Origin of the sequence: Frateuria aurantia DSM 6220, assembly GCF_000242255.2 — a bacterium.
Classification (GTDB): domain Bacteria; phylum Pseudomonadota; class Gammaproteobacteria; order Xanthomonadales; family Rhodanobacteraceae; genus Frateuria; species Frateuria aurantia.
This window is the reverse complement of sequence record NC_017033.1, coordinates 2642827-2664062: the sequence shown is the minus strand read 5'-3', so window position 1 is coordinate 2664062 and position 21236 is coordinate 2642827. Positions and strand designations below refer to the sequence as shown.

The window sequence follows — 21236 nt, the reverse complement described above, 5'->3', positions numbered from 1 at the left end:
CTGCCGGGGTGGCCCGGTATAGGCTGGATGGGAGCGGGATCACGCCACGACGGCGGTGGCCCGGTCCATGCCTGCTTCACTGCCAAGGAGACTGCGGATGATAAAGCGATGGTGTCTTGCTGGGTTGATCGGCCTGCTGCCGGTGGCAGGCATGGCGGCGGTGCCTCTGGTCACGGTGCACAAGCTGCCATGGAGGACGGCGGCGACTCTGGCTACGGACGCGGTGCAGATCTGTGCCGATCGCGGCTGGTCGGTCACCGCCGCGGTGGTGGATCCAAGCGGTCACCAGCAGGCCGTAGTGAAGGGGGATACGGTACCCCTGCAGTCGCTGTCGGTAGCCTATCGCAAGGCCTATACGGCTTATTCGTACGGCCAGGCTTTTGACAAGAATGCCACCAGCGAAATCATTGCCGCCCATCAGGATGGTCCGGCCAATGGCGCGCTCAATACCGTGCCGGAGGTGCTGTTCATTCCCGGCGGGGTGACCATCCGCACGGCCAAGGGGGAAGTCATCGGCGGGCTGGGAGTATCTGGCGCTCCCGGAGGCGACAAGGACGAGGCCTGCGCGGCCTCGGCCCTGGCCCGGCTCAAGCCCGAGCTCTGAGCCTGCGGTTGTCGTACCGGGCCGGCGGTCGGCCGGCCCGGTGCATCGGAATCAGGCCGGACCGGCGCCCTGGGTTTCCAGTTGCAGCACGTACAGCGACTGGGCGGCGCACATAAACAGATGATCGCGCTGTGGGCCGCCAAAGGTCAGGTTCGAGCAGCCCTGGGGCAGGCGGATCCGGCCGATCAGCTTGCCGGCGGGGTTGAACACGAATACGCCGCACAAGCCCAGCGGCCCTGAGGCGCCACACCATAGATTGCCGTAGACGTCGGCGCGGATGCCGTCAGGGTTCATCTGCACGCCCTGGAACTTCATGTCGGTAAAGATCCGCGGCCGGGAAATCCGGCTGCCGTCGAGATCGAAGGCATGAATGGCCTGATCGCCACCCGGCCCCTGCTGACCGACAGCCGCGGGCGTGGACACCACGTAGAGTGTCCGGTAGTCGGGGGAAAAGCAGATGCCGTTGGGGTCGGCCACCAGGCTCTGGTCGAGGACCGCATCGACCCGGCCACTGGGATCGATCCGGAACGTATGGTCGGGCTGACGACGCCGTCCACCCATGGCGCCGGTGGTTTCATCGCCCAGGCGCCAGTGCAGCAGGCCTTGCGGATTGGCCGCGCCGCCGGGTTCATCCACATGTCCCTCGGCCAGCGTATCGCCGTAGGCCGGGTCGGTGAACCAGATGCTTCCGTCGCGATGCACGACCACGTCGTTGGGTGAGTTGAAGGGCGTATCCCGGCCCCAATGGTCAGCCAATACCGTGGCGGAGCCGTCATGCTCCCAGCGGATCACCCGACGGAACTGGTGTTCGCAGGTGATCTGGCGGCCTTCGAAGTCATAGGTATTGCCATTGGGGTGATAGGCCTCGGGGCGGAAGACCGTGACCTCACCGGTCTCCCACAGATAGCGGTACTGGCGGCTGTCCATGGTATTGCTGAACAGCAGGAAGCGACCTTCCGAATTCCAGGCCGGACCTTCCACCCAGCCATGCCCGGTCCAGACCCGCCGCAGTTCGCCCGAGAAATACGCCAGATTCTTGAATGACGGATCGAGCGCGATGACATCGGGGTCGGGGATAAAGGAAGGCGGGGCATCCGGGCCCCATTGCCGCGGCGGCTGGGTGACGACGCTGGGCGGTTTCAGCCCGGATCGTTCGGTGGCGAACAAGCTGGCGGGTGCAAGGCTGGCCAGCCCGAGGCCGGCGGCACCTTGCAGCAGGCGACGGCGAACGGGATCGGGGTGGGGAGCGGCGGGCCTGGACATCAATGATTTCCTTGGTAAAGCTGGAAGCAGGCAGGCCGCTGCATGAGAGACCTGCGGTTTAGTCGAATTTGTCACGATTCAAGTCGTGTCGCATTGTCGCACCAACCTGTAAGTGCGACAAATTGCGCCATGATTCGGGCGGGACTTGGTACGGGAACAAGCGCTCGGCGAGGTCAGCTCTCTCAAGGCGTTCCGTCATGGGTATTCCTCGTCGGTCCCCATGACCGATGGCATTGCCGCGACATTCGACTGCATCCACGGGATCCGAATTCCCGTCCTGCGGGGCCGGACCGGGACAGTGTCGATGCGAAGCGGTGTTCCTGAGGCTCGGCCGGCTTCGCAGGGCGTCAGATGCCAGCGCGGTCAGGGCGCCATGGCGGCAGGGGCTGACCGGGGTATGCCGGGGATGGGAGATTGATCAAGGCATCTCTAGGACGGGGCAGGCCGGCTTTGCTAGAATGGTCAGTCTCGTCTGTCGCAGGCGACGGCCCCATGGCCGTTTGCGACAATAGTGGTTCGATCCGCCCGGCCGTCTGGTGGCGGGAAGGGTTGGACAGTTGTCGCGATGGCTACGCCTAGGAGACTGAAATTGGCTTGGAATGAACCCGGCAAGGGCTCACGCGATCCTTGGAGCAAGCCGCCCGGCCGCCCTCCGTCTGGCGGTGGTGGCGGTGGGCTGGAACAGTTGCTGCGAACGCTGAAAGCGAAGCTGGGCAAGCTTCCCAGCCGTTCGGGCAGCATCATCGGACTGTTGCTGGCCGTGGTGGTGTCATGGTTGCTGGTGTCCAGCCAGGTCCGCATCGACAACGGTCAGACCGGCATCGTGCAGCGCTTCGGATATTATGCGCGCAGCCTCGGACCGGGCCTTCATCTGCGCCTGCCGCGCCCGCTGGAAACCGTGACCAAGGTCAATCTGGCCGAGTTGCGGGCCGAATCCGGCACGGTCCATGCCCTGACCACGGATCGGGGGCTGGTCGAAGTGCGTTTCACCATGCAATACCAGGTCTCGGATGCACGTCGGTATCTGTTTGCGGCAGACTCGCCGGTATCAGTGCTGCGCAGCGCGGTGGACTCGCAATTGCGCGCACTGGTCGGCCGCCACAGCCTCGATCAGGTACTGGGAACGCCGCGGGGCGACTTGGCCCCGCCGCTGCGGGCGGCCGTGCAGAAGGTGGTTGACCGGACCCCGGTCGGCCTGCAGTTGATGACCATCGAAATCCAGAGTGTGGAGCCGCCTGCGGCGGTGCACGAGGCCTATGCGGCCATCAGTTCGGCTCGTGACGAGTCCGATGTCTTGCAGGATCAGGCCCGGACCTATGCTTCCAAGGTGCAGGCGTCGGCACAGGTCGATGCGCAGCGTCTGCTGGAAGCGGCTCGTGCCGAGCAGAGCGAGTCCATTGCGCGTGCGCAGAGTGATGTCGCCGGATTTGCTGCCTTGCTGCCGGCTTATCGCCAGAACCCGGCCCTGACGCGTCACAGCCTGTGGCTGGCCGCAAGCGGGCAGGTCCTTGCCGCCAATGCCAAGGTCGTGGACAGTTCCGGCCAGACGGTGATCCATCTGTCGGTCGGCGGGCGCGGGGCGGGACCGGCCAGTGCCGGCTCCAGCGCAGCACCCGCCCCCGAGGTCAAGGACAAGCAGCCATGAAACCGTTTTCGCTGATTATCGCGCTGCTGGTGGTGATGCTGGGTTATGCCGGCGTCTATGTGGTGGACGAAGGTCATCTGGGCGTGGTCAGCCAGTTCGGCCGCCCGGTCCGCATCGACGAGGCTCCGGGTCTGCATTTCAAATGGCCGTTGCTGCAGCAGGTCGAGACAGTGGATACGCGGGTGCAGTCCACCGGTACCGCGGAGATTGCGCAGCAGACGAACGACGGTCAGCCGGTGAATCTGGATGTCGTGCTGACCTGGCAGGTGCGCGACAGCCGTCGTTTTCTGGCGGCCGATGCTTCGCCGCAGGCGGTGGCCTCCCAGTTGCGGCAGTGGGTTGACGAGCAGCTGCGCGGGCGGGTCAAGGCGTATTCGCTGTCGCAGTTGGTGGCATTGCCGGCCGAGACGCTGTTCGGGACGACCGCCAAGACCTTGGCCGACCAGCTTGACAGTCGTTTCGGCGTGAAGGTCGACGACCTCCAATTGCGCCAGATCTCGGTGCCGGATTCGGCGCTGGAGCAGGTCTACAAGGGCATGCAGGCGAGTCAGGCACGGATTGCGACAGAGCTGCGCGCTCAAGGTCAGGCGGCGGCGGACAAGATCCGCGCCGATGCGGACCAAGCCGCCCGCGGGCAGGTCGCCGACGCACGCACCCAGGCCTCGCGCCTGCGTGGCGAGGGTGAGGCCAAGGCCTTGCAGATCGAGGCGGCAGCCGCAGCTCAGGAACCCGAATTCTTCGCGTTCTATCAAGGCCTGCAGGCTTATCGCACGGCCTTTGGCCAGGGTGGCAATGTGTGGATACTGCGTCCGGATTCGGCTTTTCTGAAGACGATGGAGGCGGGCGCGGCAGCGGCGACAGCCGTACGCGATCCGTCCAAGTAATGTGGCATGAGCTGGGGTTGGCCGCGGGTTTGATGGTGGCGGTCGAGGGCCTGCTGCTGTTTGCAGTGCCCGGACCATGGCAGGCGGCGATGCGCAACGCTTCAAACCTCGATCCACGGCGGCTGCGGTGGATCGGTGGTGGCATGATCATGGTGGGCCTGATGCTGTTGCGGATTCTCCGCTGAATCAGGCCAGACGAATTTTTCTTTGTGGTTCTTCCGTATGGCGGAGCCCCATTAGCTGAGCGAGAGCATCATGGGTAAATCAGTAGTAATTTTGGGCGCCCAATGGGGCGACGAAGGCAAGGGCAAGATCGTCGATCTGCTGACCGAGCGGGTCAGTGCGGTCGCACGCTTCCAGGGCGGCCACAACGCCGGTCACACCTTGGTCATCAAGGGCAAGAAGACCGTGCTGCGTCTGATTCCCTCGGGCATTCTGCGTGAAGATGCGCAGTGCCTGATCGGCAACGGCGTGGTGCTGTCCCCGGCGGCTCTGATGCAGGAAGTGGGCGAGCTCGAGGCCAACGGCGTCGATGTCCGTTCGCGTCTGCGGGTCAGCCCGGCCACGCCGCTGATCATGCCGTATCACATCGCGGTCGACAAAGCGCGCGAAATCGCCGCCGGCGGCAAGGCCATCGGCACCACCGGTCGTGGTATCGGCCCGGCCTACGAGGACAAGGTTGCCCGTCGCTCGATTCGCGTTGCCGATCTGATGTATCCGAACGAGCTGCCGGAAAAAATCCGTACCGCCGTCGACTATCACAACTTCATTCTGACCCAGTGGCTGAAGGCCGAGCCGGTCGACTACCAGACCGTTCTGGATGAAGCCCTGCAGTGGGGCGAGTATCTGCGTCCGCTGGTCGATGACGTGGCCACCATCCTGCACGACGTGCGCAAGGAGGGCGGCAATATCCTGTTCGAAGGTGCCCAGGGCACTCTGCTGGACATCGATCACGGCACCTATCCCTATGTGACCTCGTCCAACACCACCGTGGGCGGCGCCTTGGCCGGTACCGGCGTCGGCGCTGGCGATATCGATTACGTGCTGGGCATCTGCAAGGCCTACGCGACCCGCGTCGGCGGCGGTCCGTTCCCGACCGAGCTGCATGACGAGATGGGCGAAACCATCCGCAAGAAGGGCAACGAATTCGGTGCCGTCACCGGCCGCCCCCGTCGCTGCGGCTGGATCGACCTGGTGGCGCTGAAGCGCGCCGTGCAGATCAACGGCATCAACGGTCTGGCGATCACCAAGCTGGACGTGCTGGACGGCCTGCCGTCGATCAAGGTCTGCATCGCCTATGAATATCGCGGCAAGCGCCGTGACCTGGCTCCGCTGGATGCCGATGGCTGGGCCGAGTGCAAGCCGGTCTACCTGGAGTTCCCGGGCTGGGAAGAGTCCACCGCCGGCATCCGCGAATGGGACAAGCTGCCTGCCGCTGCCCGTGCCTATCTGCGCGCCGTGGAAGAGCTGTCCGGCTGCAGCCTGGCCCTCGTCGCCACCGGTGCCGATCGCGAAGACACCATCATCCTGGATGATCCCTTCGCCTGATGCGCGGGGAAGGGCGCGGGGCCAGTCCCGTGCCCGGTTGATATCGCATGCCGGTCCTTTGGGGCCGGCATTTTTTATGGAACGACAGGATGCCGCACAGCTAGACCGTGTTTCGGTTCAGCGGAGCATAAAGGATGCGCAAGGCGGCGAAGCCGGCAGGAGGTCCCGCATCGCCGCCGCCGGACCGGGAAGTGCATGTGCCGGGCATCGGCGGCAGCCTCCGAGATGCTCAGGTGAACCGCACATGGCTGCAGGCAATCCGTGAGCTGGCCCCTGCGGGATCAGGCTTGAGTTATGGGAAGGGTTGGCGTCCATGCCTTGGTTCAATCCCGATCTCGAGCCGGTGCTTCTGCCTGCGGCAGCGGGTGACGGCCGCAGACGGCTTGCTGATCGCCAGTCCGGAGTAGGCTCATGGCGTAAGCGGGGCCTTGAAAAACGCGCTGGACTGGTTGGTGGGGCTGGAGACTGTTGCCGGCACGCCGGTGGCCGTGCTCAATGCCTCGCCTCGGGCCCATCACGCGGATGCGGCTTTGCGTGAAATCCTGGTCACTATGGGGGGGCGCAACGGGTCGAGCCTGCATCGATCTGCCCTCCCTTGCTGAGGCCTGATCTGGATGTCGCCGGCATGTGCGCTGACCCGTCAATCGCGATGGCCAGCCGGGCGCTGCTGCGGGACATGGCCGAGGTCTTGGCCGCCGGTCGAGGCGGCTTGGCGGCGAGGGTTCAGTCCATCGGTGCCGGACAGCGCTTGCGGCGGATCAGCAGGGGGATCACTGCCAGCACCAGGATGCCGATGGTCGGCCACAGGACCTGGGGGTTCAGCAGGGCGGCGAGGCCGTGCTCGGGATGGGCGGCGAGGGCACGGCCCAGGCCCGCGCCCATCGAGCATTCGAACACCAGCATCACGGTGCCGCCCAGCCAGGTCGTGCTCAGGAACAGCCAGAGCGGGCAGCGCAGCCAGGCCAGGCAGGCGGTGACCAGGCCAAACGGAACGACCGGCACCAGACGCAGAAACATGGTGTAACTGACCGGGTGGTGCTCATAGCCCTGGCGCAGTCGGGCAATCGCGGCCGGCGGCTTGCCGCCATGGCCGAAGGCATAGCGGCTGGCCAGAAACAGTACCAGCGAGCCCAGGGTCAGCCCTGCGGAAGACCACAGCGTGCCGTGGACGATGCCGAAGGCGAAGCCGCCGGCCATGATCACCAGAATATTGCCGGGGATGCCGGTGGCGACGATCAGGGTCAGCAGCGCCACGTAGGCGCCGCGGCACAGCCAGGGATGAGCCGCCAGTTCGGCCCTGAATTCACTTTGATGCGCCAACAGCTGGGCAGGCCGCAAGGCGTCCAGTGCGCCTGAGCCGTACAGTGCCGCGCCGACCAGGATCAGCGCCAGCAGCGGCAGCATCGCCTTCAGGCGTTTCAATAGACAGGCCCCATGCTCTGGTAGCGGGTCAGCACCTCGCAGGCCTCGGCGCGCAGGATATCGCCACGGACCTGGATGCCGCGCTGTTCCAGCTCGCCCTGCCAGCCCGCGGGCAGAGGGCCCTCGTCAAAGCCGGCCAGACGTTCCACATCCTCGGCGCGGGCGCCGATCAGCAGGCGGTCGATCCCGGCCCAGACCGTGGCGCCATAGCACTGGCAGCAAGGCTGGGCACTGGTGGCCAGGGTGAAAGGGCCGCCGGCCTGGTTGAGACGAAAGCGCTGCAGCTGCTGCTGTGCCAGCATGAAGACCATCATTTCGGCATGGGCCACCGAGCAGTGCTGCGGCACCACCCGATTGACCCCGACAGCGACCAGCGTATCACCTTCGAAGATGGCGGCGCCGAATGGACCGCCGCTGCCATGGCGGACATTGGCATCAGCCAGCGCGATCGCCAGTCCGACCTTGTCTTCATCGCGCGGGTGATGGTTGCCGGCCTGCGCCAGCTCGCCGATCCATGCCGGCAGTTGCAGACTGACCGCGGTCGGCAGGGTCATGCCTTCTCCTGACGGGCCCATACATCGCGCAAGGTGACGATGCGGTTGAACACCGGCTGCTCGGGGCGATGATCATAGCGGTCGGCACTGAAATAGCCGATCCGTTCGAACTGGAAATGCTGTTCGGGTGCGGCGGCGGCGGCGGCCGGTTCCAGCCAGCCCTGCTTGATCTGCAAGGCCTCGGGGTTGAGGTGACTCAGCCAGTCCTCGTCATCCGGTGCCGGCACATTGAACAGACGGTCATAGACGCGCACTTCGGCGGCGCCGGCATGCGCGGCGCTGACCCAGTGGATGGTGCCCTTGACCTTGCGGTTGGAGCCCTCCATGCCGGCCCTCGATTCGGGATCAAGGGTGCCGTGCAGCTCGATGATCTCGCCGGCCGCATCCCGTACCAGCTCGTCGCAGCGGAAGATGCCGATGCCGCGCAGGCGCACTTCGCCACCGGGAATCAGGCGCTTGAAGCCCTTGGGCGGAACTTCGGCGAAATCCTCGCGCTCGATCCACAGCTCGCGGCCGAACTTGACTTCGCGCTGGCCGAAACGCTCATCCTTGGGATGGTTGGCCAGCTGGATGGATTCCTCGTGGCCGGCCGGAAGGTTGTCGATCACCAGCTTCAGCGGGTCCAGCACCGCCATCCGACGTGGCGCGACCTGATCCAGATCGTCTCGGATGCAGGCCTCGAAGATCGCATAGTCGATGACGCTGTTCTGCTTGCTGATGCCGACCCGCTCGATCAGACGGCGGATCGCGGCAGGCGTCACCCCGCGACGGCGCAGGCCGCGCAAGGTGTTCATCCGCGGATCGTCCCAGCCGCCGACATGGCCTTCGGCGACCAGCTGGGCCAGCTTGCGCTTGCTGGTGACGCTGTAGCTCAGATTGAGGCGCGAAAATTCGATCTGGCGGGGCTTGTCCGGTGCGGTCGGCAGGCCGGCCTGGGCCAGACCTTGCCACAGCTCGGGATGGCCGACCAGATCCACCGCGTCGACGAACCAGTCGTACAAGGGCCGATGGTCTTCGAATTCCAGGGTGCACAGCGAGTGGGTGATGCCTTCCAGGGCATCCGACAGGCAATGTGCATAGTCATACATCGGATAGATCGGCCAGGCATCGCCAGTGTTCTGGTGACTGACCTTGCGGATGCGATAGATGGCCGGATCGCGCAGATTCATATTGCCCGAACGCATATCGATGCGCGCGCGCAGGGTCTTGCTGCCGTCGGCAAATTCGCCGGCGCGCATGCGCTGGAACAGATCCAGGTTTTCCTCGACGGAGCGCTCGCGGAAGGGCGAGGGCCGGCCCGGTTCGGTCAGGGTGCCGCGGTATTCGCGCATCGCCTCGGCCGAAAGGTCATCGACATAGGCCTTGCCGTCGCGGATCAGCTTCAGCGCGGCCTGGTAGAACACCTCGAAATAGTCCGAGGCGTGGCGCAGCTCGCTCCAGCGATAGCCCAGCCATTCCACGTCGTCCTTGATGCCCTGGACGAACTCGGGATCTTCCTTGCCGGGATTGGTGTCATCCAGCCGCAGATTGCACAGGCCATGGACTTCACCGGCAATGCCGAAATTCAGGCAGATCGCCTTGGCATGGCCGATATGCAGATAGCCGTTGGGCTCGGGCGGGAAGCGTGTCCGGATCCGGGCATGCCTGCCCCGAGCCAGATCATCGCGGACGATCTGGCGGATAAAGTCGGTGCCGGGCTGGCTGTCGGCAGTCGGCTCAAGGACAGAATCAGGATGGGACATCGGTACTGGCTCGTGGCATGAATGGCGAAAGGAGCAAGTCTAACCCACTTGGCCGGCCCGCAGGCATGGCTTGCGCCGGTCGCGATCCGGGGCTAGCGTGAAGTCATGCATATCGCCTATCGTGCCGAAAACATGCTGGATGCGCATCTGGTCAAGGACGCGCTGGACCACGCCGGCATTCCGGCCTTCGTCAGTGGCGAATACCTGACCGGCGCGGTCGGCCAGTTGCCGGCAACGGACTATGTCACGGTGATGGTCTCGCCGCTGCAGGCCGAAGAAGCTGGCGGGGTGGTGGCCGAGGTCGAGGCGATGATGGCGGAGGGGCGGGCCGCACTGGCCGAGGATCCGTTCGCCCACGGCGGCCCGGTTTCCGTCTGAAATCCGGCGGGCACCGGGACTTGATACCGGCCCACGTCGCAGCTTGCTAAAATGGCCGGTCCGTCGATGTCGGCCCAAGGCCCGGCGCCGATCCTTTCCGTTTCACCAGGACCCTCTCTTGCACTCCATCGAATCCCTGATCCGCTCCGTGGCGGACTATCCCAAGCTGGGCGTTACTTTCCGCGACATCACCCCGCTGCTGGCCGATGCCGAGGCCTTCCAGGCCGCCATCGCCGCCATGGCCGCGCCCTGGACTGGCCAGTCCATCGATCAGGTGGCCGGGCTGGAAGCGCGCGGCTTCATCTTCGGCGTGGCGCTGGCCCAGCAGCTGAAGGCGGGTTTCGTTCCCTTGCGCAAGCCCGGCAAACTGCCGCCGCCGGTACGGGCGCTGGACTATGACCTGGAATACGGCAGCGACCGGCTGGAAGTGCGCGAGGATGCGCTGACGCCGGGCAGCCGGGTCCTGCTGGTCGATGATGTGCTGGCTACCGGCGGCACACTGGCCGCTGGCCGGTGTCTGCTGGAATCGGTCGGTGCCAGTGTGATCGGCGCCAGCGTGCTGATGGAGCTGGACGCCCTGGGTGGCCGCCAGCGCTGGGCGGCCGGCAGCGATATTCACGCCTTGCTGCATTACTGAGTCGGTGACCGGTCCGCCGCCGGCCATCGCACAGCAGATGTGACGAGGGCGGTCGCCGGATGGACTTCAGGCGGTGGCCGGCGGATCCTGCGTGCTGCAGGCCTGCCGCGGTGACAGCAGTGCGGGCGGCAGCTCGGCGAAGATCCGCGCCAGTCGAGTGAACAGCTCCGTGGTCGAGGAGCGCTTGCGCCAGACCATGGCCAGCCGGCGGCTGGGTGCCGGCTCGGCAAAAGCCCGCAGCCGGATATGCGGGGTCGGCACGATCGGGGGCGCCACCGCCAGGGCCGGCAGCAAGGTGATGCCGACATTGGCGGCCACCATCTGGCGCAAGGTTTCCAGGCTGGTGGCGCGAAAACCCGGTTTTTCACCCGCGCCGGCCAGCTGGCAGACCTCCAGTGCCTGATCGCGCAGGCAATGTCCGTCCTCCAGCAGCAGCAGGCTTTCGCGGGTCAGGGCATCCAGGGGCAGGGCCGTGTCGGAAGCCGCCAGATGATGGCTTTCCGGCACGGCCAGCACAAAGGGTTCCTCGAACAGGAATTCGGCATGCAGGCTGTCTTCATGCACCGGCAGGGCCAGGATGCCCAGATCCAGGCTGCCTTCGCGCAGCCGCTTCAGGATCACCTCGGTCTTGTCCTCGATCAGCAGCAGCTCAAGCCGCGGCAGCTCCCGGCGCAGTCGCGGAATCACATGTGGCAGCAGGTAGGGCCCCAAGGTGGGAAAGATACCCAGCTTGACCGTACCGGATTCCGGATCGCGGTTGCGCTGGGCAATGGATTTGATTTCCTGGATTTCCGCCTGGATGGCCCGGGCATGTCTGGCGATCTCCAGCCCGGTCTCGGTCAGCAAAGCCTTGCGCGGGGTGCGTTCGACCAAGGCCACCCCCAGTTCCTCTTCCAGCTTCTTGATCTGGGTCGACAGGGTTGGCTGGCTGACGAAGCTGGCCTCCGCTGCGCGGCCGAAATGGCGATGCTCGGCCAGGGCGAGCAGATAAGTCAGATCTCGCAGATTCATCGCGGACTCCATGTGATAGTTTCAGGCTATCACATAATCAAGATGCATCGATCATGAAAATGGCGGCGCCGGACTGCGGGTTTGTTTCACACCCGGCGCTCACCCTGGATGCGGCATACTGCGGGCTGATTCAAGTTGGCGTCGGACCCCATGCCTGATCTGCGTACTGTTCTGAATGCCGCGAGGTCGCGCCTGAGCGACGGCTACGAGGCCGATTACCTGTTGGCCCATGCGTTGCAACGTTCCGGGGCCTGGATCATGGCGCATCTGGACGATCCCCTGGAGGCCGCATTGCAGCATGCCTTCGAGACGGCGGTGCAGCGTCGTCTGGAGGGAACCCCGGTGGCCTACATCACCGGACATCGCGGCTTCTGGACCCTGGATCTGGAAGTCAGCCCGGCGACGCTGATTCCCCGACCTGACACCGAGACCCTGGTCGAGGCCGCGCTCGAGCGGATTCCCGTCGGTACGCCGCAGCGACTGGCGGATCTGGGGACCGGCAGTGGCGCGATCGCGCTGGCGCTGGCCATCGAGCGGCCCGAGGCCGAGGTATGGGCGGTCGACTGCAGTGCCGAGGCGCTGGAGGTGGCCCGGCGCAATGCGCGCCGGCACGGACTGGACCGGGTGGTGTTCCGGCAGGGCGACTGGCTGTCGCCGCTGCAGGGGAGCTTCGATCTGATTGCCTCCAATCCGCCCTATATCGAAAGCTCGGATCCCCATCTGCAGCGGGGCGACCTGCGTTTCGAGCCGGCCGCCGCGCTGGCCTCGGGGCGTGACGGGCTGGACGCGATCCGGCAACTGGTGGCCGGCAGCGGACGTCTGCTGCGGCCGGGAGGCTGGCTGCTGCTGGAGCATGGCTGGCGCCAGGGGCCGGCTGTGCGCAGTCTGCTGCTGTCGCACGGCTGGTCCGATGCCGAGACCTTGCGTGACCTGGAAGGCCGCGACCGGGTCACCCTGGGGCGGCGGCGGACCTGATTGCGGGACGCCGCCGGAGATTTCCGGCGGCGCCCTGGCATCGATCGGAGGCTGGCGGGCCTCAGTCCTGCGCCAGCCGGGGCTGATGCTTGCGCTGGGCGTACAGCAGCACCGGCAGGAAGGCGAAGGTGGCCAGCAGTACGGCGGCCAGACTCAGCAGCAGCAGCCGGCCCATGCTGGCCATGCCCAGATCATGCGACAGGGCCAGCGAGCCGAAGGCCGTGCCGGTGGTCAGCGCTGAAAACAGCACCGCCCGCGCCGAGGCCGAGCCGATGAAGTCCGTGATGCCGGCACGCCAGTTCATCACGAAGTAGACGTTGAAAGACACGCCGACGCCCAGCAGCAGGGGCAGGGCGATGATGTTCGCATAGTTGATGCTCATGCCGCCGAGGCGGGCGAACAAGGCGGTCAGCAGCGCCGAGACCAGCAGGGTCAGCAGCACATTGCCGGCATCCCGTCCATTGCGCAGAATCAGCAGCAGCACGACCGAAATGGTGACAAGAGCCAGCAGGCCGGCCTGCTGGAAGGCATGCAGGATGGTATCGGCACTGGCAATGGTGGTCACCGCCGGGCCTCCGGCCTCGGGGGCGATGGCCTGGACCGCCTTTACGAAGTGATGCAGGCCTTCACTGCTTTGTGCCGCCACGGTGGGGGATACCTGGATATGCACGCGACCATCGGCGGTATACCAGTTGCGACGGACCGCGGCCGGCAGATTCTGTGCGGTGATGGTCTGGGCATTCAGCACTTCCCGCAGGCTGTTCAACTGTGCCGGCAGAAAGCGCACCAGCGCCTGGGCCGAGGTTGCCAGATTGGCATCGCTGGTGGTTTCCAGCTTGGCCAGGGCCCTGTCGATGGCGCGCAGCGGGGAGTCGGCCGGCAACTTGTCCCAGACGCTGTGGATATCCTTGCGGGTGTCGGCGATGGCTGCGCGGAAGGCGGCCGGCGTCGGGGTCTGGACCTGGGTCGGTGACTGCAGCGAAGGCAGCAGCAGATCCTGAGCCTGACCGAGCTGGTCGAGCTTGGCATCCTGATCTTCGGGCACGAAGGTCGCCGCCGACAGTACGCTGGCCACTTCCGGCAGTTTTTCCAGTTTGGCGGTCAACTGTCGGGCCTGCGCCAGATCCGGGACCAGAATGTCGATATTGAAGGGGTTGGTGGCCGGATCGGCCGCCATCCCCATCAGGGTACGCATCGGTTCTGAATTCGGATCCTGGGTATGCAGGGGGTTGGCATCGAAGGGCAAGGTGATTGCGCTGTAAAGGCCGAGCGCACTGAGCACCGTGAAGATCCCCAGCAGCGCACGCTGATGGCGATGCATCAGGCGGTCGGCTGCGGCACCACCCGGCAAGGCCACTTCGGCGGCTTCGTCGCGCGGATGGAACAGGGTCAGCAGGGCAGGCAGCAGGGTCAGGGTGCAGAACAGGGCCAGGATCATGCCGACGCCGGCGATGATACCCAGCTCGGCGACGCCGACGAAACTGGTCGGCGCGAAGGACAGAAAGCCGCAGGCCGTGGCCAGCGCAGCGACGGTGATCTGGACACCGGAGCGACGTCCCGTCACCCGCAGGGCTTCGGCCAGCTCGGGCAGGGTCAGGCGGGCTTCGCGCAGACGCACGGTGAACTGGATGGCAAAGTCCACAGCCAGACCGACGAACAGCACGGCAAAGGCGATCGAGATAAGGTTGAGGCGGCCGATGCTGAGGGCGGCAAAGCCCAGGGTCAGCACCAGTCCGCCGACCAGGGTGATCAGGATCGGCACGATCAGGCGCCAGGAGCGCAGCGCCAGGAACAGCCACAACGCCAGCAGCAGCAAGCTGACGGCGGTGCTGAGTACGATGCCGTCGGTGATGGCGCCGAACTGCACGTCGGACAGCGCGACCGAGCCGGTGTAATCGACGGTGACCCGGTGACTTTTCACATCCGGCAAGGTCCGGATGATCTGTTGCAGCCGGTCAGTGGCGGCCTTGCCGGGCTGCAGCGAATCATGATCGAGCTGCGGATGCAGCAGCACGAAATGGACGTTGTCCTGCTGCTGGGTCACCGAAGGGCCCAGCAGTGCATTCCACGACAGCGGGGTGGGATGGCCATCGGCGGCGTTCTGCAGACTGTCGGCGACCTGCAGCAGCGGCTTGCGGTAACTGCTGAGATCCGAGCCCATCTGCTGCACACCCAGGGTCATCAAGGTGATGGTGTGCATCAGTCCCAGAGCCGTCGGATCCGAAGCCAGCGGCCCCAGCAGCGGCTGCGAGGTCATCAGCGAATCGATCAGCTTGGCCAGTTCATCCGACGGCAGCAGCAGCAGGCCGTCGCGCTGGAACAGGGGGCCTACGTCCGGCCGGCTGGCATCCACGAAGTGACGGGGATCGGCCTGGGCCTGACGGACCAGTTGATCGGCCGTCTCTGCCGTTTCCTCGTCGGAGGCTCCACGCACCACCGCGACCAGCAGGTCATCGAATTGCGGAAACTGCTTGCCGTATTCGATCTGGTGCTGACGCCAGGGCAGGTTGCTGGCGAACATGTGATCGGTGTCGGTGTCGACGCTGAGGCGACTGTTGGCCAGCCCCAGGCTGGCGAGGACAAGCAGGGCGAAGCAGGCTGTGGTGAGCCATGCATGCCGCCGGCTCAGGTCGATCAGCCGGACGATCCAGGCAATCATGGGTGGCTCCTGGCCAAATAAGGAGATTGAAGCATCAGCTCACAAAAAAACCGCAGGGGCGACGCCGGTTGGGTGCGTCTGGCCGCTGCGGTTCAGGATGGGCACTGCCGATGGATCAGCTGGCGCTGGCCATGCTGGCCTTGCCGGCGAACTGCGGGAAGCGGCGCAGGATCGCGGCACGGACCGAAGGAAGATCCAGACCGGCGTCACTGAGCACCTCTTCGCGGCTGCCGTGGTCCAGATAGCGGTCGGGCAGACCCAGATGCATGATCGGCAGCACCACGCCGTTTTCGGCCAGGCACTCGGCCACGGCACTGCCGGCGCCACCGGCAACGGCATTGTCCTCGATGGTCACGATGGCGTCGTGGGTTCTGGCCATGTCCAGAATCATCTCGACATCCAGCGGCTTGACGAAGCGCATATTGACCAGACTGGCATCCAGTTCCTCGGCGACGACCGAGGCGGTGCCCAGCAGGGCGCCGAAGCTCAGAATGGCCAGATCGCTGCCGCGGCGACGCAGTTCGGCCTTGCCGACCGGCAAGGTATCGAGTTCCGGGCGCAGGGCGGTGCCCATGCCGGTGCCTCGCGGATAGCGAATCGCCGCCGGGCCTTCGTATTCGTAACCGGTGCTCAGCATCATCCGGCATTCGTTCTCGTCGGCCGGCGCCATGATGACCATGTTCGGCAGGCAGCGCAGGAAGCTCAGATCGAAGCTGCCGGCATGGGTGGCGCCGTCAGGTCCGACCACGCCGGCGCGGTCAATCGCAAAGGTGACGTCCAGGTTCTGCAGGGCGACATCATGGATGGCCTGATCGTAGGCGCGCTGCAGAAAACTGGAATAGATCGCCACCACCGGCTTGGCGCCTTCGCAGGCCATGCCGGCCGCCAGCGTCACGGCATGCTGTTCGGCGATGGCCACATCGAAGTAGCGCTGCGGGTATTCCTTGGAGAAACGGACCAGACCCGAGCCTTCGCGCATCGCCGGCGTGATGGCCATCAGGCGCTCGTCGGTGGCGGCCATGTCACACAGCCAATCACTGAAGATGTCGGTATAGGTCGGTTTGCCCGACTTGGCCTTCTTGGCCAGACCGGCTTCGGGATCGAAGGGGCTGACCGCATGATATTCGATCGGCCCGTTTTCGGCGGGGGCATAGCCCTTGCCCTTGGCGGTGATCACGTGCAGCAACTGGGGACCCGGAAGGTCCTTGACCGTGCGCAGGGCAGCCAGCAGCTGGGGAATGTTGTGACCGTCGATCGGACCGGTGTAATGGAAGCCCAGTTCCTCGAACAGGATCGAGGGCACGAACATGCCCTTGGCGTGCTCTTCCAGCCGGCTCACCGCGCGGCCGATTGCCGATTCCTTGGAGATCGCCTTCTTGGCCTGCTGACGCAGTGCGTTCAAGGTCGCGCTGGAGGTGGCGCGTGCCATGAACTTGGTCAGGGCACCGACATTTTCGCTGATCGACATGCCGTTGTCGTTGAACACGACCAGCACGTTGGGCTCGGCGTCACCGCCGTGGTTCAAGGCTTCGAACGCCATGCCGGCGGTAGCGGCACCGTCACCGATGATGGCCACCATCTTGCGGTCATCGCCCTTGCGCTGCGCCGCCAGAGCCATGCCCACGGCCGCCGAGATCGAGGTCGAGGAATGACCGACGCCAAAGGTGTCGTATTCGCTCTCGCTGCGGGTCGGAAACGGCGTCAGGCCATCCTTCTTCTTGATCGTCGTGATGCGGTCACGGCGACCGGTCAGGATCTTGTGCGGATAGCACTGATGCCCGACGTCCCAGACCAGACGATCCACTGGCGTCTCGAAGACATGGTGGAGGGCAACCGTCAGTTCGACCACGCCGAGACCCGAACCAAAGTGACCACCGGAAGAGGCGACGGCTTCGATCAGGTAGCGGCGCAGCTCGTCTGCAACGGCGGGGAGCTGGTCGTCGGACAAGCGACGGAGATCGGCTGGCGAATCGATTTTCGACAGCAAGGGATAGGGGGCGCGGGCTTTCATCCACGTATTGTTCGTCTACGCGCGCGTGGACGCAAGGGCCAGTGTTAATGAACCGTTGAGTTTTTCGGCTGAAAAACCTTGGATATCGGCGTATTTAGCGAGGAAATGGCGCAGAAAAGGTTTTTTTGTTAAATTTTCATTAGAAGGCGTCTGGCGACACTAGACCACTCCTCCGCGCCTGCGTCTGGGCAGGTGGCTGCGCAGGAACTCCATCTGATCGTGGCAGGAACTCCATCTGATCGTGAAGGATGTTCCGGTTCGACAGTATCAGATGTTCGACCCAGCTGGGGCGGAACGGCACGGCCAGCAAGGGCATGTTGGCCTGCTGCGGGGTACGGTTGCTCTTGCGCAGATTGCAGGGCAGGCAGGCGGAGACGACATTCTCCCACTCGTCCAGTCCTTGCCTGGAAATCGGCTGCACATGGTCGCGGGTCAGTTCGCCGCGGCTGAAATGGCCGCCGCAGTAGAGACAGAGATGGCCGTCGCGGGCAAACAGAGCGGTATTGGTCAGGCAGGGACTGGGATCGATGGCCTGGTCGCGGCAGCGACCGGTACTGGCGATGATGGGATGCAGCTGCAACAGACTCTGCCGCCCGTTTTCACGGTGCATGCCGCCATGCAGGGTCAGGCAGGGGTTGCCCAGAGTCCAGGCCACCGCGCCGCGGACATACAGGCAGGCGGCATCCTGCCAGCTGATCCAGTCGAGAATCCTGCCGGCGGCATCCAGCGACAGGATGCGGGTGGCATGCAGGGGCGAAGGGTGGGGCAGGTCCATCAGCATCTGTTTCGGTCCTTAAGCTGTCCAGCGTTAAAGAGCGGTCCAACAGCCGACAGGGCGACCCGGTCAGGTCAGTTCTGTTCGGATCCTTCGAGCATACCCCATGCAGATGACAATAAAACCTCAAGTCGAGCAGCCTCTTGCCGGGCGCGGCATCCTCACCCTCTGTTGCTTGCGTGCAGACCCGTGGCCGCTGCTATAGTCGGATGATTCAAGCATGATCTGCGGACCGTTCGGCAGGCCTGCCATTCCGGCAGGCCGGAGCGCCGCAGGCACAGAAGCAGAGGGATCGACGTGGCGGAAATGTTGTTTTACCAGCGGCCGGTGCCGCTCAACCGGGGCGAGCACAAGGATCTGCGGCTGAAGCCGGTGCCCGGCGCCAAGTTTGCCGCCAAGGTGCATTCGATTCCGCTGACGGGGGTCGAATTTCCGCTGGCAGCCCGTGATCTGCCGGTCCTGTTCGCCGGCCCCAGTGCCGACAAGGCCGGTCCGATTGCCCTGCTGGGCCTGCGTGAAGACGAGAACCTGTTCGTCGATGCCGACGGCATGTGGGCCAGTGATGTCTACATCCCGGCCTTCGTGCGCCGTTATCCCTTCGTGCTGGCCGAGAAGCCGCCGGGCCAGCCGGGTGATGACTTCGCCGTATTTCTGGATGAGGCCTTCGAGGGCTTCAGTCAGACCGAGGGCGAGCGCCTGTTCAAGGAAGATGGCACCGACAACGAGATTCTGACCCATGCGGTGAATTTCCTGGGCGAATTCCAGTCCCATGTCGGACGCACCCAGTGGTTCATGGAACAGTTGCGCAAGCACGACCTGCTGGAGCCGCAGAGTATCCGGCTGGACAAGAAGGACGGCGGCGAGGGCCTGAACCTCAACGGTCTGTTCATCGTCAGCGAGGAGCGTCTGCGCAAGCTGGATGCGGCCACGGCGGAAACCTTCCTGAAGGAAGGCGTGTTCGGCTGGATCTATGCCCACCTGGTGTCGCTGGCCAATATCGACCGGGTTACCCGCCGTCTCAGCGAGCGCGAAGCCGCAGAAGCCGCCGGGACGCCGGCTGCCTGAGGACGACAGCTGGTCAGAGGGGTCTGGCCAGCCGCAGCAGATCCACCTGATAGCCCGCGCCGGCATACAGCCGGCGTGCGGCCTCGTTGCCGGGAAACACGTTCAGGCTCAGCGCCCGGCAGTTGCGCAGGCCGGCCCAGCGTTCGGCCTCGCGCAACAGGGCGCGACCATAGCCTTGTCGCTGATGTTCGGGGGCCACTGCCAGTTCATTCAAGTGTGCCTGGCGCTGGCCGCTGAAATAATCACGGGTCAGGCTGAGGCTGAGAAAGCCTATGGTCACCCCTTGCATGTTTTCCGCGATCAGCAGGCAGGCCTCATGTCCTGCCTGTTCCATGCGCTCGGTCAGGGCTGCGCGCACGCCACGCACACAGGTCTGACGCTGTCTCCAGGCGGGAAGCTCGAAGTCGGCAAACAAGGGGGCCAGCCGCAGCACGAAGGCTTCATCAAGATCGGAGGCCAGTTCGCGCAGGCGCAGTTCGGGAAGGTCGGACATGACCCAGCATGCCAGTATCCACTTCAACGGGTAAGTCGGCCGGCATCGCGACAGGGGCGGTATGCCGCAGGGCATTCCTTTATGCTTGCGGAATACAGGGCTTCGGCCCCGTTCCGTCTTGTTCACAGCGAGAGCTAACGATGTCGATCACGATCAACAAAGACACCCGGCTTTGCATGTCCCTGTCCGGGCGCCCCGGCAATTTCGGCACCCGCTTCCACAATTACCTGTATGAGCAACTCGGCCTCAACTACATCTACAAGGCTTTCACTACCGAGGATATCGGGGCGGCCGTAGGCGGCGTGCGGGCTCTGGGCATTCGCGGCTGCGCCGTCTCGATGCCCTTCAAGGAAGCCTGCATCGACTATCTGGATGAACTGGATCCGTCGGCCAAGGCGATTGATTCGGTCAATACCATCGTCAATACCGAAGGCCATCTGAAGGCCTACAACACCGACTACATCGCCGTCTCGCGCCTGCTCGCCAGCCACGCCGTGCCGACCGACAGCGTGTTCGCGTTGCGCGGCAGCGGCGGCATGGCCAAGGCCGTGGCCTATGCCTTGCGTGATGCGGGTTTCAAGCAGGGTTTCATCGTGGCACGCAATGAACGGGCGGGGCTGCAGCTGGCGCAAGGCTGTGGCTACGAGTGGATGGCCGACACCCGTGACCTGCGGGTGGACATGGTGGTCAATGTCACTCCTATCGGCATGGCCGGTGGCCCCGAGGCCGACGATCTGGCCTTTCAGCAGGACCTGGTCGGTACCGCCCATACCGTCTTCGACGTGGTCGCGATTCCTTCGGAGACGCCGCTGATCAAGCTGGGCCGACAGTTGCACAAGCGGGTCATCACCGGCGCCGAGGTCATCGCGATCCAGGCGCTGGAGCAGTTCGTGCTGTATACCGGCGTGCGTCCCGAGCCGGAGCTGGTCGAGCGGGCGGCGGCCTTTGCCCGAAGCTGATCAGGGCGGGCAGGTCGGGTAGGGTTTTGCGGCGCGCGGCTCGACCCGCACCCGCCCGCTGCGGGCCACGATCACCCGGGCCTGGTCCTGCGGCCGCTGTTCGCTGCATACGGTCCAGGTCAGATTGCTGCCCTCGGCATGGCCGTCAGCCTGAAATCGCAAACGCAGCCGCCCCTGGCTGCTGTGGATATGCAGCGGTTCCAGGCTGGCCTGCTCGCGAAGCACCACCGGGGTGTCGATCGACGGCGCGGCGGTCATCACCAGCCAGCCGTGCTGCCACTGCGTTGCCGCCTCGCAGTGGGCATGATCCCGGCTGGGACACAGCCAGGTGCTGCGGCCCAGGCTGATGGCCTGACTGCGGGCGTAGTAGGCCGAGTGCAGCAAGGCCTCGCAGGCGTGCTGCAGGCGATGGCGATGCAGCAGCGGGCCCAGTCCCGGCAAGGCCACGCCGGTCAGCACGGCCGCGACCAGCATGACCATCAGCAGTTCGATCAGGGTATGGCCGGCGTGCTGCCTCATGGCCTGGCCTCGTACAGCGAGCGGAATCCAGTCTGCGACAGGGGCATCGAGAAGACCGTCGGTATCGGCCCGGCGGGCCATCCGGCCGGCCG

Annotated in this window: 20 protein-coding genes and 1 pseudogene; 11 read left to right on the top strand and 10 right to left on the bottom strand. The window is 65.1% G+C overall.

Annotated elements, in window-relative coordinates:
• Positions 1-97 precede the first annotated feature (97 nt).
• Complete coding sequence (locus FRAAU_RS12335) at positions 98-604, top strand: GlcG/HbpS family heme-binding protein (protein WP_014403856.1); 507 nt, start codon at positions 98-100, stop codon at positions 602-604.
• 51 nt (positions 605-655) lie between these two features.
• On the opposite strand, the gene FRAAU_RS12330 is transcribed toward FRAAU_RS12335, so the two are convergent.
• Complete coding sequence (locus tag FRAAU_RS12330) at positions 656-1867, bottom strand: SMP-30/gluconolactonase/LRE family protein (protein WP_014403855.1); 1212 nt, start codon at positions 1865-1867, stop codon at positions 656-658.
• 589 nt (positions 1868-2456) lie between these two features.
• On the opposite strand from FRAAU_RS12330, the gene hflK reads away from it, so the two are divergent.
• From hflK to FRAAU_RS18035, 5 genes and pseudogenes are all read left to right on the top strand, one after another.
• Positions 2457-3512 carry an FtsH protease activity modulator HflK gene (gene hflK, locus FRAAU_RS12320; protein ID WP_014403854.1) on the top strand — a complete coding sequence of 352 codons (1056 nt, stop codon included), beginning with the start codon at positions 2457-2459 and terminating at the stop codon, positions 3510-3512.
• A complete protein-coding gene (gene hflC, locus FRAAU_RS12315; protein ID WP_014403853.1) occupies positions 3509-4396 on the top strand; it encodes a protease modulator HflC in 888 nt (295 codons plus the stop codon). Before hflK ends, hflC begins: the two co-directional genes overlap by 4 nt.
• A 17-nt stretch (positions 4397-4413) precedes the next feature.
• Entirely contained in the window at positions 4414-4581 is a 168-nt protein-coding gene (locus FRAAU_RS12310; protein WP_245546381.1) for a DUF2065 domain-containing protein, read from the top strand.
• 70 nt (positions 4582-4651) lie between these two features.
• A complete protein-coding gene (locus tag FRAAU_RS12305; protein WP_014403851.1) occupies positions 4652-5944 on the top strand; it encodes an adenylosuccinate synthase in 1293 nt (430 codons plus the stop codon).
• A 422-nt stretch (positions 5945-6366) separates the two neighbouring features.
• Positions 6367-6546, top strand: a pseudogene (locus FRAAU_RS18035) (NADPH-dependent FMN reductase); the annotation flags it as partial.
• A gap of 121 nt (positions 6547-6667) precedes the next feature.
• Here the strand turns inward: FRAAU_RS18035 and FRAAU_RS12300 are convergent.
• From FRAAU_RS12300 to FRAAU_RS12290, 3 genes are read right to left on the bottom strand one after another with little or no spacing between them, the layout of a single operon-like run.
• A complete protein-coding gene (locus FRAAU_RS12300; protein ID WP_041270572.1) occupies positions 6668-7366 on the bottom strand; it encodes a TVP38/TMEM64 family protein in 699 nt (232 codons plus the stop codon).
• Positions 7363-7920: a nucleoside deaminase gene (locus FRAAU_RS12295; RefSeq protein ID WP_014403849.1), complete on the bottom strand. Its 558-nt coding sequence runs from the start codon at positions 7918-7920 to the stop codon at positions 7363-7365. Before FRAAU_RS12295 ends, FRAAU_RS12300 begins: the two co-directional genes overlap by 4 nt.
• On the bottom strand, positions 7917-9662 hold the full coding sequence (locus FRAAU_RS12290) for a glutamine--tRNA ligase/YqeY domain fusion protein (protein ID WP_014403848.1): 1746 nt from the start codon (positions 9660-9662) through the stop codon (positions 7917-7919). The genes FRAAU_RS12295 and FRAAU_RS12290 overlap by 4 nt, the downstream gene beginning before the upstream one ends.
• Positions 9663-9767: 105 nt before the next feature.
• Between FRAAU_RS12290 and FRAAU_RS12285 the strand changes: the two genes are divergently transcribed.
• Positions 9768-10040 (top strand): putative signal transducing protein, encoded by a 273-nt coding sequence (locus tag FRAAU_RS12285; RefSeq protein ID WP_014403847.1) that lies wholly within the window; start codon positions 9768-9770, stop codon positions 10038-10040.
• A gap of 118 nt (positions 10041-10158) precedes the next feature.
• Positions 10159-10677 (top strand): adenine phosphoribosyltransferase, encoded by a 519-nt coding sequence (locus tag FRAAU_RS12280; RefSeq protein ID WP_014403846.1) that lies wholly within the window; start codon positions 10159-10161, stop codon positions 10675-10677.
• 66 nt (positions 10678-10743) lie between these two features.
• On the opposite strand, the gene FRAAU_RS12275 is transcribed toward FRAAU_RS12280, so the two are convergent.
• Positions 10744-11688, bottom strand: a complete 945-nt coding sequence (locus FRAAU_RS12275; RefSeq protein WP_014403845.1) for a LysR substrate-binding domain-containing protein — start codon at positions 11686-11688, stop codon at positions 10744-10746.
• 150 nt (positions 11689-11838) lie between these two features.
• On the opposite strand from FRAAU_RS12275, the gene prmC reads away from it, so the two are divergent.
• Positions 11839-12663, top strand: a complete 825-nt coding sequence (prmC, locus tag FRAAU_RS12270; RefSeq protein WP_014403844.1) for a peptide chain release factor N(5)-glutamine methyltransferase — start codon at positions 11839-11841, stop codon at positions 12661-12663.
• 61 nt (positions 12664-12724) lie between these two features.
• Here the strand turns inward: prmC and FRAAU_RS12265 are convergent, their stop codons facing one another.
• From FRAAU_RS12265 to FRAAU_RS12255, 3 genes are all read right to left on the bottom strand, one after another.
• Positions 12725-15322: an MMPL family transporter gene (locus FRAAU_RS12265; protein WP_014403843.1), complete on the bottom strand. Its 2598-nt coding sequence runs from the start codon at positions 15320-15322 to the stop codon at positions 12725-12727.
• Positions 15323-15437: 115 nt separating this feature from the next.
• A complete protein-coding gene (gene dxs, locus FRAAU_RS12260; protein WP_014403842.1) occupies positions 15438-17333 on the bottom strand; it encodes a 1-deoxy-D-xylulose-5-phosphate synthase in 1896 nt (631 codons plus the stop codon).
• Positions 17334-17472: 139 nt separating this feature from the next.
• On the bottom strand, positions 17473-18114 hold the full coding sequence (locus FRAAU_RS12255) for an HNH endonuclease (RefSeq protein ID WP_014403841.1): 642 nt from the start codon (positions 18112-18114) through the stop codon (positions 17473-17475).
• 291 nt (positions 18115-18405) lie between these two features.
• On the opposite strand from FRAAU_RS12255, the gene FRAAU_RS12250 reads away from it, so the two are divergent.
• Positions 18406-19173: a SapC family protein gene (locus FRAAU_RS12250; protein ID WP_014403840.1), complete on the top strand. Its 768-nt coding sequence runs from the start codon at positions 18406-18408 to the stop codon at positions 19171-19173.
• Positions 19174-19186: 13 nt separating this feature from the next.
• On the opposite strand, the gene FRAAU_RS12245 is transcribed toward FRAAU_RS12250, so the two are convergent.
• Positions 19187-19666 carry a GNAT family N-acetyltransferase gene (locus FRAAU_RS12245; protein ID WP_014403839.1) on the bottom strand — a complete coding sequence of 160 codons (480 nt, stop codon included), beginning with the start codon at positions 19664-19666 and terminating at the stop codon, positions 19187-19189.
• 140 nt (positions 19667-19806) lie between these two features.
• Here FRAAU_RS12245 and FRAAU_RS12240 point away from each other — a divergent pair, with 140 nt between their 5' ends.
• The gene (locus tag FRAAU_RS12240; RefSeq protein WP_014403838.1) at positions 19807-20625 is read left to right on the top strand and encodes a shikimate 5-dehydrogenase; all 819 of its coding nucleotides are present in this window, start codon (positions 19807-19809) and stop codon (positions 20623-20625) included.
• Here FRAAU_RS12240 and FRAAU_RS17595 read toward each other — a convergent pair whose 3' ends face one another.
• The gene (locus FRAAU_RS17595; protein WP_014403837.1) at positions 20626-21144 is read right to left on the bottom strand and encodes a GspH/FimT family pseudopilin; all 519 of its coding nucleotides are present in this window, start codon (positions 21142-21144) and stop codon (positions 20626-20628) included.
• Between the last annotated feature and the right edge of the window lie 92 nt (positions 21145-21236).

Bases quoted from the DNA above. Each gene is read 5' to 3' on its own strand.
- hflC (WP_014403853.1), top strand. From the start codon at position 3,509: ATGAAACCGTTTTCGCTGATTATCGCGCTGCTGGTGGTGATGCTGGGT.
- FRAAU_RS12295 (WP_014403849.1), bottom strand. From the start codon at position 7,920: ATGACCCTGCCGACCGCGGTCAGTCTGCAACTGCCGGCATGGATCGGC.
- FRAAU_RS12240 (WP_014403838.1), top strand. From the start codon at position 19,807: ATGTCGATCACGATCAACAAAGACACCCGGCTTTGCATGTCCCTGTCC.
- FRAAU_RS12245 (WP_014403839.1), bottom strand. From the start codon at position 19,666: ATGTCCGACCTTCCCGAACTGCGCCTGCGCGAACTGGCCTCCGATCTT.
- FRAAU_RS12285 (WP_014403847.1), top strand. From the start codon at position 9,768: ATGCATATCGCCTATCGTGCCGAAAACATGCTGGATGCGCATCTGGTC.
- FRAAU_RS12330 (WP_014403855.1), bottom strand. From the start codon at position 1,867: ATGTCCAGGCCCGCCGCTCCCCACCCCGATCCCGTTCGCCGTCGCCTG.
- FRAAU_RS12290 (WP_014403848.1), bottom strand. From the start codon at position 9,662: ATGTCCCATCCTGATTCTGTCCTTGAGCCGACTGCCGACAGCCAGCCC.
- FRAAU_RS17595 (WP_014403837.1), bottom strand. From the start codon at position 21,144: ATGAGGCAGCACGCCGGCCATACCCTGATCGAACTGCTGATGGTCATG.
- prmC (WP_014403844.1), top strand. From the start codon at position 11,839: ATGCCTGATCTGCGTACTGTTCTGAATGCCGCGAGGTCGCGCCTGAGC.
- dxs (WP_014403842.1), bottom strand. From the start codon at position 17,333: ATGAAAGCCCGCGCCCCCTATCCCTTGCTGTCGAAAATCGATTCGCCA.
- FRAAU_RS12265 (WP_014403843.1), bottom strand. From the start codon at position 15,322: ATGATTGCCTGGATCGTCCGGCTGATCGACCTGAGCCGGCGGCATGCA.
- FRAAU_RS12255 (WP_014403841.1), bottom strand. From the start codon at position 18,114: ATGCTGATGGACCTGCCCCACCCTTCGCCCCTGCATGCCACCCGCATC.
- FRAAU_RS12305 (WP_014403851.1), top strand. From the start codon at position 4,652: ATGGGTAAATCAGTAGTAATTTTGGGCGCCCAATGGGGCGACGAAGGC.
- FRAAU_RS12335 (WP_014403856.1), top strand. From the start codon at position 98: ATGATAAAGCGATGGTGTCTTGCTGGGTTGATCGGCCTGCTGCCGGTG.
- FRAAU_RS12275 (WP_014403845.1), bottom strand. From the start codon at position 11,688: ATGAATCTGCGAGATCTGACTTATCTGCTCGCCCTGGCCGAGCATCGC.